This window comes from Pantoea sp. Ep11b, assembly GCF_040783975.1.
Lineage (GTDB): Bacteria > Pseudomonadota > Gammaproteobacteria > Enterobacterales > Enterobacteriaceae > Pantoea.
In genome coordinates, this window is sequence record NZ_CP160631.1 from 3,869,922 (window position 1) to 3,883,488 (window position 13,567).

At 58.9% G+C, this 13,567-nt stretch carries 9 protein-coding genes; 1 reads left to right on the forward strand and 8 read right to left on the reverse strand.

Annotated elements, in window-relative coordinates; genetic code table 11:
• Window positions 1-34: 34 nt before the first annotated feature.
• The 4 genes from AB1748_RS18150 to aaeX form a co-directional block, all read right to left on the reverse strand.
• Window positions 35-1,486 carry an NAD-dependent succinate-semialdehyde dehydrogenase gene (locus AB1748_RS18150; protein WP_111139666.1) on the reverse strand — a complete coding sequence of 484 codons (1,452 nt, stop codon included), beginning with the start codon at window positions 1,484-1,486 and terminating at the stop codon, window positions 35-37.
• Window positions 1,487-1,599: 113 nt separating this feature from the next.
• A complete protein-coding gene (aaeB, locus tag AB1748_RS18155; protein WP_293774364.1) occupies window positions 1,600-3,552 on the reverse strand; it encodes a p-hydroxybenzoic acid efflux pump subunit AaeB in 1,953 nt (650 codons plus the stop codon).
• 9 nt (window positions 3,553-3,561) lie between these two features.
• The gene (gene aaeA, locus AB1748_RS18160) at window positions 3,562-4,494 is read right to left on the reverse strand and encodes a p-hydroxybenzoic acid efflux pump subunit AaeA (RefSeq protein ID WP_367395869.1); all 933 of its coding nucleotides are present in this window, start codon (window positions 4,492-4,494) and stop codon (window positions 3,562-3,564) included.
• Window positions 4,495-4,501: 7 nt separating this feature from the next.
• Entirely contained in the window at window positions 4,502-4,705 is a 204-nt protein-coding gene (gene aaeX, locus AB1748_RS18165; protein ID WP_003855277.1) for a p-hydroxybenzoic acid efflux pump operon protein AaeX, read from the reverse strand.
• Window positions 4,706-4,938: 233 nt separating this feature from the next.
• On the opposite strand from aaeX, the gene aaeR reads away from it, so the two are divergent.
• Complete coding sequence (gene aaeR / locus AB1748_RS18170) at window positions 4,939-5,856, forward strand: HTH-type transcriptional activator AaeR (protein ID WP_111139669.1); 918 nt, start codon at window positions 4,939-4,941, stop codon at window positions 5,854-5,856.
• A gap of 188 nt (window positions 5,857-6,044) precedes the next feature.
• On the opposite strand, the gene tldD is transcribed toward aaeR, so the two are convergent.
• From tldD to AB1748_RS18190, 4 genes are all read right to left on the reverse strand, one after another.
• Entirely contained in the window at window positions 6,045-7,490 is a 1,446-nt protein-coding gene (tldD, locus tag AB1748_RS18175) for a metalloprotease TldD (RefSeq protein WP_367395870.1), read from the reverse strand.
• A gap of 64 nt (window positions 7,491-7,554) precedes the next feature.
• Window positions 7,555-11,382: an AsmA2 domain-containing protein YhdP gene (gene yhdP / locus AB1748_RS18180; protein ID WP_111139671.1), complete on the reverse strand. Its 3,828-nt coding sequence runs from the start codon at window positions 11,380-11,382 to the stop codon at window positions 7,555-7,557.
• Window positions 11,383-11,512: 130 nt separating this feature from the next.
• The gene (gene rng / locus AB1748_RS18185) at window positions 11,513-12,982 is read right to left on the reverse strand and encodes a ribonuclease G (RefSeq protein WP_111139672.1); all 1,470 of its coding nucleotides are present in this window, start codon (window positions 12,980-12,982) and stop codon (window positions 11,513-11,515) included.
• Complete coding sequence (locus AB1748_RS18190) at window positions 12,972-13,565, reverse strand: nucleoside triphosphate pyrophosphatase (RefSeq protein WP_111139673.1); 594 nt, start codon at window positions 13,563-13,565, stop codon at window positions 12,972-12,974. The genes rng and AB1748_RS18190 overlap by 11 nt, the downstream gene beginning before the upstream one ends.
• Window positions 13,566-13,567 lie beyond the last annotated feature (2 nt).

The following is a 13,567-nucleotide window of genomic DNA, read 5'->3' on the forward strand; positions in this document are numbered from 1 at the left end:
TCTGCGGGCGACCTCTGCCGCCCGTTTCTGTCCGTTAGCCCAAACCGCCCAGATGGAGCGTTTTGACTTCCAGATACTCCTCCATCCCCAGTACCGAACCTTCACGGCCCAGCCCCGACTCTTTCACGCCGCCGAAGGGGGCCAGCTCGGTTGAAACGGCACATTCGTTAATGCCGATCATGCCGCTCTCCAGCGCCGCTGAGACGCGGAACACCCGTTGCAGATTCTGGGTATAGAAGTAGGCGGCCAGACCGAACGGCGTGGCATTGGCGCGGCGGATGACATCCTCTTCATCATCAAAACGGAAACAGGCTGCCACCGGGCCGAACGTCTCCTCCTGCGCGAGCTGCATCTCTTCGTGGGCTTCGGCGATCACCGTGGGCTGCCAGAAGTTGCCGCCCAGAGCATGGCGTTCGCCCCCCGCCAGTAATTTGCCGCCTCTGGCGACGGCGTCTTTGACGTGCTGCTCCACCTTTTCCACCGCCGGGGCGTCGATCAGGGGGCCGACGATCACGCCCTCTTCCATGCCGTTACCGACTTTCAGCTTGTTGACCTCGGCCGCCAGCTGCTGCGTGAAACGATCATAGATCGCATTGTGAATGTAAAAGCGGTTCACGCTGACGCACACCTGGCCCGCGTTACGGAATTTGTTAGCGATCGCGCCCTGTACGGCGGCATCAATGTCAGCATCCTCAAACACGATGTAGGGAGCATTACCGCCCAGTTCCATCGACACTTTTTTCATGGTTTCGGCGGCATTGCGCATCAGCAGCTTGCCCACCTGCGTCGAGCCGGTAAATGAGATTTTGCGCACTACGTGGCTGGCCATAATCGCGTCACTGATGGCGTGAGTGTCACCGGCCACCGCATTCAGCACGCCATCCGGTACGCCCGCCTGCTTCGCCAGCGCCAGCAGCGCAAAGGCGGAGAGCGGCGTGTTATTGGCAGGTTTGATGATGCCGGTGCAGCCTGCGGCCAGGGCCGGCCCCAGCTTGCGGGTCAGCATCGCCATCGGGAAGTTCCACGGCGTAATGGCCGCCACCACGCCAATCGGTTCGCGGGTGGCCAGGATACGCGAGCCTGGTTTCGCGGGCGGAATGATCTCACCGTTGGCCCGTTTTGCCTGCTCGGCGAACCACTGAATAAAGCTGGCGGCATACTCGACTTCACCTTCCGCCTCTTTCACAGGCTTGCCCTGTTCCAGGGTCATTAGCTCGCCCAGCCAGCGTTTGTTCTCAATAATCAGCTGGTACCAGCGTGTGAGGATCTCAGAGCGTGCTTTTGCGGTGAGCGCCCGCCAGGCGGGAAAGGCGCGCTCTGCGGCGGCGATAGCCTGTTCCGTTTCCGTTTTACCCGCTTTTGCCACCTGCGCAATCACCTCGCCGGTCGCCGGATTGGTGACGTCGAAGGTGGAGGCTGCCTGATGCCACTGGCCATCCGCTAAATAGCCGGTCCGGAACAGTTCGCTCTCTTGCAGTGATTTCATTGATTCGCTCCTGTCAGTTTTACGCTTCCGTCCAGAGAGTATAGTTGGCAAAAGCAGCAGGTTTTATGACGGGCGGAGATTGGACGGGCCGCTGCCGGTCGCAGCGGCCAGATTCAGATTTGGATGAGGGTGTTCTGATATTTGTCGAGCATGAGCGCCAGCCGTTTTACCGGCTCCGTAACGCTTTCAGGTGCCTCGTAATGGGCCAGCTTTTCCTGATAGACCGCCAGCTCTTTCAGCAGCCGTTCAAAGTAGTAACGCCGCTTGTCATCGCTGCTGGCGGCGATCACCCGATCTGCGGTGTAGCGCAGTTGCCGGTGATACGCTGAGAGATCGGCATTGACCGGCACTTCCGCGTCCCGCAACCGCTGATGGCCGATGATCAGCGTTAAGGCGATACGGTATTTATTGATATCGCCGGGGAACAGGTTCAGCAGCAGGAAGAGTTGCTGATAGAGCGCCGGCAGATGGTTTTCGCGCCGACGCGCCTGATTGGTCGTCATCGCCGATACGGCCGCATACATAAAGCGGTTCAGCAGTTTACGGCCGGTGCGCGCTTTCGATTTATCGCGGATCAGCAGGATCACCATCATCGCCACAAAGCAGCCGATAACCTGGCCAAGCACGTTGTCGAGAAAGACGTTGATGTGGAACTGCATCGGGTTATCGAGCACCAGCACGTTGAGCGTACCAATCAGTGCGCCGAGTGTACCGAGCTGACGCCGCTGGATAAAGATGCCGCCAATAAAACCCAGCAGCCCGATGGCGATGCAGAGTAGCAGCGCGCTCTGCTGCGTGGCGGGCAGGACATACATAAAATAGAACGCCCCCAGCGGAACCGCGACCGTCATGCCGTAGAGGAAGTCTTTCGCCATCATCAGCGGGTTTGGCATACGCATTGCCAGCGCGGTGATCACCGCCAGCATGACCATGCAGCCGCTGCCGGAGGTCCATCCCGTGTAGAGCCAGAACAGCGAACCCAGCGCGGTCGCCACAAAGGTCCGGATACCGTTGATCATCGCATGATGTGTCTCCGCAGAACGCGCCTGAATCACGACTTCGCGCTGCAGAATCGTCTCTTCCAGGGAGGTAATCCGGCTGTTGCTTTTAATGCCGTTGATCAGCAGCAGATATTCGGTGGCGGCACCGACCCAGCTGCTCAGCGTGACCGGCGTCGTTTTGTCGCTGGCGCCCATCACCCGTCGCATCACTTTCATCCGCTTGTGCACCTCTTCTACCGTGGTGGCGGGCTTCTCAACCATCAGGCGATACTGAGGCGGGATGTAGTCAGGGCGGGAGTTCTGGATCAGAAAGGTTTCGGCGGCCTGGGTAATCAGCGTCAGCGACAGCGTATTCAGCATCTGCAAACGGCGATGGCTGTTCTTCCAGCGGGAGGATTCCATCATCAGCTGGCTGCGCATGGTGTTCAGCGCCGTGGTACGCCGGACCAGCGCGCTCCAGGCTTTGTCCACCTCCTCTTTATCACCGTGGGCGACGCAGAGCTGCAGCAGGTGATAGTGCGCCACCAGCAGCGAATCGACCTCTGCATCGATCACTTTTTTGATTGAACGGGGCGAGAAGATCATATCGGCCAGGATGGCGCACAGGATGCCGAGCACAATCTCGCTGCAACGCTCGACCGCATATTGGGGCACCAGCGTCAGCCCGCCACTGGCGTTCGCCGTCACCACGATAATCAGCGCGGTGTAGCCTGCCAGTCCCAGCGCGTAGGAGTTTTCGACCTTGATCAGCGAGGAGAGCCAGACGCAGAGCCCTGCCCAGATGCAGCACAGCAGCAGCATCACGACCGGCGCCCGAACGGTGGCGATCATGATGGTCAGCGCGGCGATACAGCCGATAAAGGTCCCGATAATACGCAAAACACCGCGATAGCGCAGCGCCCCTGAATAGGGGTCACCCCCCGCAGCAAAGGCGGTGCCGCCCGCCACAATCCCGGCGGTCATCACCGCCCAGCGCGGCGTTTCGAGGTTAAGGTGGAAGCCCACCATCAGCGCTAAAACCAGCGCGAAGGTGAGTTTTACCGGGAACCGCAGGAACTCGATCATATCGCCCTCTTAACCAAACTCACGCAGGCGATTCAGCAGACGGACCAGCGGCGAAACCTGTTCAGGCTGGCGATCCCCCTGCCCGGTGATGACCACCGTCGCCGTGGTGCCCGCCGGGAAGCGATTGCCAGGCTGCTGATCCAGCCGGATACGTACCGGCACACGCTGCGCCAGTCGGACCCACTCCAGATTGGAGTCCACCGTCGCCATCCCTTTGCTGTCGACCGAGCTGCTGCTGTTGGTCACGCCGGCAGCCACGCTGTCAACCGTGCCGCGCAGTACTATGTTACTGCCGAGCGGCGTGATTTCGGCCCGGAAGCCCTTCTCCACGCCGTGCAGTTTGGTCTCTTCCAGGTAAGCGAGCACATAGAAGGAGTGCTGCTGAACCAGCGCCACCGCCACGGAGCCGCGGGTGATGAACTCGCCCTGATAGACATTCAGGTTAGTGACCCAGCCATCGGATGGCGCTTTGATGTTGGTACGCTCCAGATCGATCTCCGCCAGATCGCGTGTCGCCATCGACTTCGCCAGCTGATGTTCGCTGGTTTGCAGATCGTTGTTGGATTGTTCAATCGCTTCGCGCGACATCGCCGAGGTGCCAAGCTGATTACGACGTCCGGCTTCACGGCGTTTTTCGCTGACCAGTGCCTGGTAATATTCAACGTCCGCCTGAGCCTGCGCGAGCGCTTTCTGATAGCGCGGCCGATCCACCACAAACAGCGTATCGCCCTTCTTCACCAGCTGGTTATCATGAACCGGTACATCGGTGATCAGGCCGGTGACATCGGGCGAGATCGCCACCACGTCAGCCGCGAAACGTGCATCACGCGTCCAGGGGGATTCGGTATAGAAGACCCAGGCACGAAAGATGATAACCACTGCGATGATGACCAGCAGGAGCGTAATCGCGTAACGCGCGATTTTTCTTATGAGTGCTTTCACTTAAACCTCAGACTAATAAACGGGAGACAAGGTAAAACACACAGCAGTAAAGCGCTGTATTAAAAAGTGCCGGATGCCAGACAAGATCGTAGATGCCGCTCGGCGTCAGCACGCGTTTCACTAACCAGAACAGCATGAGTGAAATAATCAGTTCGATGAAAACGGGCGGGAAAGAGAGCCCAAACATGACAAATACCGGAAGCACACTCATCAGAAATCCTTAGTTCGACCTTGCCGGGACACGCCTTTGCCTTCTGCAGATGCCACAGCAAAACCCTCTGCCAGCGCTATCGGAACCGCAGCTGGCTTAATAATAGCGTATCATCGAGGGGTATCAGGCAATGAAGAATCACCGGGAAATACCCCGGCGCGCTTATAATAACGTGCATTACTAACCATTTTCTACAGAATGTGATCTAAATCACTTTTAAGCCAGAGTAAACAATGGAACGACTGAAAGGTATGTCCGTTTTCGCCCGGGTGGTCGAACTGGGTTCGTTCACTGCTGCGGCGCGTCAGCTTCATCTGAGCGTCTCCTCAATCAGTCAGATCGTCGCCAGACTGGAGGATGCACTGCAGGTCAAGCTGCTGAATCGCAGCACCCGCAGTATCGGGCTGACCGAGGCGGGCAAAATCTACTATCAGGGCTGCCGCCGGATGCTGGCGGAAGCGACGCAGGTGCATGAACAGCTCTATGCGTTTAACAATACGCCCATTGGCGTACTGCGGATTGGCAGCTCCTCGACCATGGCGCAAAACGTGTTAGCCGGGATGACCAGCGAAATGCTGCGGGAGTATCCGGGGCTGAGCGTGAACCTGGTCACCGGCGTACCGGCGCCGGACCTGATCGCCGACGGGCTGGACCTGGTGATCCGCGTCGGCGCGCTGAAAGATTCCAGCCTCTTTTCCCGGCGTCTTGGCGCGATGCCGATGGTGGTGTGCGCCGCAAAAAGCTATCTGGCACAGCATGGCACGCCGGAGAAGCCGGGTGATATCGATAACTTCTCCTGGCTGGAATATAGCGTGCGGCCCGACAACAATTTCGAGCTGATTGCGCCGGAAGGATTAGTGACGCGCCTGGCACCGCAGGGCCGCTTTGTCACCAACGATTCGCTGACGCTGCTGCGCTGGCTGAAGTCGGGCAATGGCATCGCCTATGTTCCGATGATGTGGGTGATCGATGAGATTACCGCGGGCGAGATCGATATTCTGTTTCCGCAGTATCAGTCTGACCCGCGTCCGGTCTATGCGCTTTACACCGAGAAGGATAAGTTACCGCTGAAGGTGCAGGTCTGTATCGATTATCTGACCGGCTATTTTGAACAGGTGGCTGAGCAGTATCAGCTGCATCGTAAAAGCTGACAGAAGGGCGTTGAAAACCTCTGCCCGCGCAGGCGTTGAAACCAATCCAGCGAAGCGCCGGAAAGCGGCAGAGGATCTTTTACTGAGATGCACGTTTCTTCCCTGCGCTTTCAGCCGGTCCATTGCCTGCCGGAAGCGTGCGGGTAACCGTTCCGCAACCCGCCGGGCGGCAGGTTGCGGAGGTCACATCAGGCAGTGCCGCCGATGGTCAGTTTATCGAGCTTCAGGGTCGGCTGACCAACGCCGACCGGCAGGCTCTGTCCCTCTTTGCCGCAGACGCCGACGCCTTTGTCCAGCGCCAGGTCATTACCCACCATCGAGATCTGCTGCATCGCTTCGATACCGGAACCAATCAGCGTGGCACCCTTAACCGGCTTAGTAATTTTGCCCTTCTCGATCAGATAGGCCTCTGAGGTAGAAAAGACAAATTTGCCGGAGGTGATGTCAACCTGACCGCCGCCAAAGTTTGGCGCATAGATGCCATAATCCACGCTTTCGATAATATCCTGCGGTGAGGATTTACCCGCCAGCATGTAGGTGTTGGTCATGCGCGGCATCGGCAGGTGCGCATAGGATTCACGACGGCCGTTGCCGGTCGGGCTGACGCCCATCAGTCGCGCATTCAGCTTGTCCTGCATGTAGCCTTTCAGCACGCCGTTCTCGATCAGCATGTTGTACTGACCCGGCACGCCCTCATCATCAATCGCCAGCGATCCACGCAGCCCTTCAAGGGTGCCATCATCGACCACCGTACAGAGTTCAGACGCAACCTGCTGACCGATTTTACCGCTGAAGACGGAGGTGCCGCGACGGTTGAAATCGCCTTCCAGACCGTGACCGACCGCTTCATGCAGCAGGACGCCAGGCCAGCCCGCACCCAGCACCACTGGCAGGGCACCGGCTGGCGCGGCGACCGCAGAGAGATTCACCAGCGCCATGCGCACCGCTTCCCGCGCCCAAGCGTCAGCGCGGACTTCACCATTCTCATCCGCCAGGAAAAACGCATAGCCGGTACGCGCACCGCCGCCGCTGGCACCGCGCTCGCGCTTGCCCTGATCTTCCACCTGAACGCTGACAGAGAGGCGCACCAGCGGTCGCACATCGGCGGCCAGCGTGCCGTCGGTGGCTGCCACCAGCACCTGTTCGTAGACGCCGGTCAGGCTGGCATTGACCTCCTGCACGCGCGGATCTTCGGCGCGGGCCACTTTATCGACGCGATGCAGCAGGGCAATTTTCTCTTCACGCGTCAGGCTGCTCAGCGGATCGACCGCCGGATAGAGTGAGCGGTTCAACACGGCAGAGAGCGTGTGGGCTTTGCCATTGCCCTGCTCGCGCACGATGCTGCGCGCCGCTTCAGACGAGAGACGCAGCGCATTCAGCGTAATCTGGTCCGCATAGGCGAAGCCGGTTTTCTCTCCGCTGACCGCGCGCACGCCCACACCCTGATCGATATGGTATGAGCCATCTTTGATGATTTTATCTTCCAGCACCCAGGATTCGTGGAAGCTGGACTGAAAATAGAGATCGGCATAATCCAGACGACGTTCTGAAAGCTGCCCTAACAGGGAAAATAGGTCCTGCTGATTAATGCCGTTAGCAGTCAGTAACTGCTCACTTACCAGGTTCAGAGTCATCGTTTCTCACTCATTATGTGCTCAGATAATCATAGCCTGCGGTAATTCCGGTACGGCGTCAAATTCACTTGTTGTCAGTTTCACGCGGTTTGCGCAGTACCTCATTGATTTCCGGTTTATCCAGCGGGCCGCCGATGTGATAACGCAGCAGTGAGATCTTATTCCACAGCGGTCCCAGCGCTTTACTGGCCGCAAAAACTGCCGCGCCAATCACCGGGTTGATGGCAAAGGCGGTTGCCACGCCGACCGACGCCGATATCTCCGGCGCGACCACCGCTTCCATATCGATCTGGCGCTTCACCAGGTCGAGTTTACCCTGCATCGCGATGTCGGCTTCCAGTCCGTCTACCAGCAGGTTGTCGGTGCGCATCACGCCGTTTTCAATCCAGGCCGTGCCGTTAATGGAGTCGAAGTAGAAGGCGTTGGTGAAGGTGTCGCTGAAGTCGAAGCGCAGCTTACGCAGCAGCGCATCGAAGCTCACCAGACGCAGGATTTTCCCCGCCGTGCCGGTGTTCACATCCGCGATCTGCCCTTTGCCGAAGTGGGTTTTCAGGGTGCCGCTCAGGGTTTCTGCAGCGGGCTGCCACGGCGCCGATTTCCAGTGCAGGTCGTAGGCGATATCGAAAGGTGCATCGCGCAGCGGGGTATTCACGCCAAACCAGTTGGTGGCGTTGTTGATATTCGCCCCTTTCAGCGTGCCTTTCAGCGAGGTGCGCGGGTCGCCCGGGCGGTTGACCCACTCGCCGTCGATTTTCAGCTGTGAACTGCCGGTATCCACCTTTCCGTTAGTAAGTGCTAACGTATCCCCGCGAGGCTGGAGCAGTGCGGATACCTGACCATATTTCTGGCCGAGCACCCAGCACTCTTTGCAGAAGAGCTGCAGCGCGGGCCACTGGCTGAAGTTAATCTTCGTGGCCTGCTGAGAAGCGCCTTTGCCGCCTTCGCTGGCCCCGTTCTCCCACTGCGGATTGTAATAGAGATAATCCAGGCTGACCTGCCACGGCGCAGCAGGCGCCATAGTCAGTCTGCCGCGCAGCTCTTTCGCATTCACGCTGACCTGACTTTTGCCACCCGCACTCTGTGCCAGGGTCGCATCGACATCATGCCATTGCTGCCCGCCCAGCGTGACCGCCGGGCTGCGCAGGGTGACATTGCCGGGCAGCGTGACGGGGCCGGTCTGGAAATCACCGCTGTCCGCTTGCCGTCCGCCTGCGGAATCCCCGGCGGCCAGCATCGCCACCCAGGCTTCGCCATCCAGCGCAGGCAGATTCAGCACCATACCCGCGCGATCGGGCAGTGCCGGCGTTTTGCGTGCATCGTTCAGCCAGATACCGCGATCCACACGCAGCGTCGGCTCCAGCAGCCAGCGGCTGTTGAAACGCTGGTTGCCGTTAACGCTGCCGCTGAGATCGAAATGGTGCAGGTCACCACTGGCCTGAATGGTAACAGGCATCGCCTCGCCAGCCTGTTTTGCAAGCGGCGCAGGTAAGCGACTACTTACTTCTTTTGCATTGCCGTTCAACGCGACGTCATAACGTGCGCCGCCCTGATGCGGTAACGTAATGCCGACCTCGCCCTGCCACGGCAGATGTCCACCCAGCTGCCTGCTGACGGCGGCCGGGATCTCACGGATTTTAGCGGGCTGCCAGTCGCCCTGAAGGCTGACGTTGACGCCGAAGTCATCCGGGTTCTCCCGGGTGCTGAAACGCACGCCCATCGGCTGACCAAACCACTCTGCACGCAGATCGTCGCTGACCAGATTGCCGTTGTCGTAGCGGAAGCGGCCTGAGAGACGGTTAATAGTGGTTTTTAGCGGTTTGATAAACAGCGCATTATCTTGCAGGTCGACGTTGCCTCTGGCATGCACCTGCTCGCCATCCAGCGGGATATCCAGGTTCAGATGCCCCCCGACCTGTCCGCTGATTTGCAGCTGCTCCAACGCGGCACCCAGAGAGGGCTTCAGCGGCGTCTGCTGGAAATAATCCGCGACCTGAGGGCCCTGCCCGCTGATATCGCCATCGATAATCAGCTTCTCTTTCAGGTAGTCAGGAATGACTGCGCTGACGTTGCGCGCCTCCACCTCGCCCAGTCTGGCCACCGGCGCGTTCATCCAGAGGCCATCATTCAGGAAGTTGAGATCGATATCGAGATTACTGATCGCAGGCCATTTTGGCTGAAACGCGTAGGTCGCCTGACGCAGCGGCACCCAGACCTGAAACATGCCGTCATTGTGCTTAAACGGGAACAGAGCCGGATTACCGGCAAACAGCAGCGTGGCATTATCGACTTTGCCACCCTTCACGGCCCCGCTCAGATAGTGTGTCAGGCCGTTGCCCATTAGCGGAACCGGGAAATAGCGCCAGGCATCACCTGCATCCGTCACCCGGATACCGGCCAGAATATCCAGACGTGGCTCGCTTCCGCTGTTCTGCTGGTAACTGAAGTCTCCACGCGCATGAAGTGAACGCGCCTGGAGATCCAGATCCTCACCCGCCAGCGTCAGTCCATGTTCATCACGCAGCCAGCGCAGCGCGCCGGTCACCTTTTTAATCTCCAGCGGGGCCTGGAACATGTCGCCATAAGGAACGGTCGCCGCGCCCATATCGACGCTGACCTGTCCATGGGTCAGGCTGCCGCGCGCCTCGCCACTGAGGTGACTGATACCCGGCAGCAGCTTCCAGTGCTGCCAGCTGAAATCGTGCCACTTCACCTGCATACGGGTGTTTTCAGGCTGCTGCAGCGGTATATCCAGCGCCAGGCCATCGACGGTGCCCTGCGGCTGCAGCGCCTGCCAGTTCTCAAACAGCGCCGGAGAGAGCGGCGCGAACAGCGGAACGATCGGCGCAATGTGTTTCAGCACCAGCTGCGTGGCGCGCACGCGGACTTCAGCCTGACTTTCGGTACCTGGCAGCTGTTTGTCTTCGGGACGCCATAACAGCGAGAAGTGGCCTGCGGGCCAGGGCTGGTTGTCGGTGCTGAGGCGGGTCTGCGGTACGTTGACTACCCAGCCATTCCGGAAGCGCGACAGGTGCGCGGTCAGCCCGTCGACCGTGATCTGGTGCCGTCCGGTTTCGCCCTGCCAGCTGGCGCCGCCCTGGCGCAACAGCAGATCGCCCGCATAGATGTCGCCATCACGCAGGCTGACCCAGGCGGCCAGGCTGAAACGGGCACTGTCCAGACGAGTGTTATCACGCATCCAGCGGCCCAGCCACGGTCGCATATCCACATCGTCGGCCTGCATCCAGATCCGGCCATCGTTCAGCAGCCCGTTGCTGTCATTGAGGTCGAGCCGCACCTGAACCACGCCATGCTGGCCGGTAAAGCTCGACAGGCTGACTTCACCCTCGGCACGGTGGCGGTTATTTTCGTTGAGCCAGGTCAGGCGGGGGATCGTCAGCTCAGCGTGCTGGCCGGAAGGGGTGCGAAAACGGATGGTGCTGTCGCGCAGATCGAAGTGGTCAAACTGACGCAGGAAAAGTTCATTGATCTGCGCCGGACGGAAACTGTTTTTCTCTTTGTCGTTATCCAGCAGTGGACGATTGCTGTCGAGGTGTAATTGCCAGAAAGTGAGATCGCGGAACTGCCAGCGCCAGTGCAGCAGGGATTGCCAGACGTCGAGCGCGAGATGGATGCGTTTGATGGTGAGCCGGCCATTGTCATGCAGATCCACGCTGAGATCGCGAACCTGCAGCGTCGGGCCGAAGTTCTCCCATTTTCCCTGAAGCTGGCTGGCCTCGACCGGCACACCGCTGCGCGCAGAGATGAATTGCAGAAGGTTACTGCGATAGCTGTCGAGATGCGGCATCACCAGACGCAATCCACTGACCAGCAGCGCAACAATCACGATGATTGCCGCGACCAGCAGTAACAAAATCCTCGGCAACTGCCTCACTCACGCCTCTCCTTGTGTTCCGTAAACAGTGGATAATGGGTCCGCATACCCGACCGTCTTCAGATAAAAGCGCCTGTACGCATTTTATCCCCAACAAGGGCGCTGAATCAGCCCGGTGACCGGGCTGGCATTACATCATAACAACGTCGAACTGCTCCTGCGTGTAGAGCGCCTCGACATGCACTTTAACCTGCTTGCCGACAAAGATTTCCACTTCGGCCAGCGCATGCGACTCATCAGTTTTCAACGCCTCGCCGACCGTCGGGGAGACATAGACCAGAAAACGGTCAGAATCGTAGGCGTGGTGTACCCTGACAATCTCACGCATGATTTCGTAGCAGACGGTTTCAACCGTTTTCAGCGTGCCGCGCCCTTTGCAGACCGGGCAATCCTGACACAGCACATGCTCGATGCTTTCACGGGTTCGCTTACGGGTCATCTCCACCAGTCCCAGCGCAGAGAAGCCGTTGATGCCGGTCTTCACCCGATCTTTGCTGAGCGCGCTCTCCAGCGAATGCAGGACCCGCCGGCGATGGTCTTCGTTGCTCATATCGATGAAGTCGATAATGATAATGCCGCCCAGATTACGCAGTCGCAGCTGGCGCGCAATCGCCTGAGTGGCTTCAACGTTGGTGTTGAATATGGTCTCATCCAGATTGCGATGACCGACAAAGGCACCGGTGTTGATATCAATGGTCGTCATCGCTTCGGTCTGATCGATAATCAGGTATCCGCCTGACTTTAGCTCAACCTTGCGATCCAGCGAGCGCTGAATCTCATTTTCGACATCAAACAGGTCGAAAATAGGTTGTTTACCGTTGTAGAGCTCCAGTTTACCGGCCATTTCCGGGATATATTCACTGGTGAACTCCACCAGCATGTCGCAGGTCAGGCGGGAGTCGACCCGGATGCGGTCCAGCGCAGCACCGGCGAAGTCGCGCAGAATACGCTGGGCCAGCGCCAGCTCGCCGTAGAGCAGACAGCGGGTCTGGTTACGCTTTTTACGCTCGCTGACTTTGGTCCAGAGACGTTTGAGGAACGCGGCATCCTGCGCCAGCTCCTCTTCACCGATCCCTTCTGCCGCCGTGCGGATAATAAAGCCGCCCAGATGATCGCAATAATCCGCCACCACCGCCTTGAGCCGGTCGCGCTCTTTTTCGCTCTCAATGCGCTGAGACACCCCAACGTGCGATGCGCCGGGCATAAAGACCAGGTAACGCGACGGCAGCGTGATGTCGGTGGTCAGACGCGCACCTTTGGTGCCGAGCGGATCCTTCACCACCTGCACCACCAGATCCTGGCCCTGACGCACCAGCTCGGCGATGTCACGAACGATAAAGTTTTTCTTTTCATCACCCGCGACGCATTCCGTGTGCGGCATGATATCCGAGGCGTGCAGGAACGCTGCTTTTTCCAGACCGATATCAACAAAGGCCGCCTGCATACCCGGCAGAACACGGCTTACCCGTCCTTTATAGATATTGCCAACGATGCCGCGCCGCGCTTCACGCTCAATGTGTATTTCCTGAAGGATGCCACCGTCGATATAGGCCACCCGCGTTTCAGAAGGCGTGACGTTAATCAGTAATTCAGCCGTCATGTTGACCCCTTACGGCACGCAGTGACTGGAAATGGCTGATCAGCTCCGCTGTTTCAACCAGGGGTAATCCCACCACTGCATGGTAACTTCCATTAATTTTGCGGACAAAGTTTCCTCCCCTGCCCTGAATACCGTACGCGCCCGCTTTATCCATCGGTTCCCCGGTCGCGATATAGTCGTCGATGTCGCTGCCGGTTAAGGTGCGGAAGGTCACATCCGTCGTCACGACGCAATCCAGCGCCTGCTGACTGTCAGCCAGCGCCACCGCGGTCATCACCTGATGCGTCTGCCCGGAGAGTTTGCGCAGCATTGCGTGTGCATCGGCGGCATCGCGCGGTTTTTCCAGCACTTCGCCATTCAGCACCACGATGGTATCCGCGCCCAGCACAGGCAGATCCTGCGCGGCCAGCCGGACGCCCGCCTGCGCTTTGTCATTAGCGAGACGGCGGACATAGATTGCTGCCGCTTCGTTGGGCTGACGCTGCTCCTCAACGTCAGTCACGATGCGTTCGAATGTCAGGCCAAGCTGAGTCAGCAGCTCACGGCGACGCGGTGAACCGGAAGCAAGATAGAGGGTTACCATAA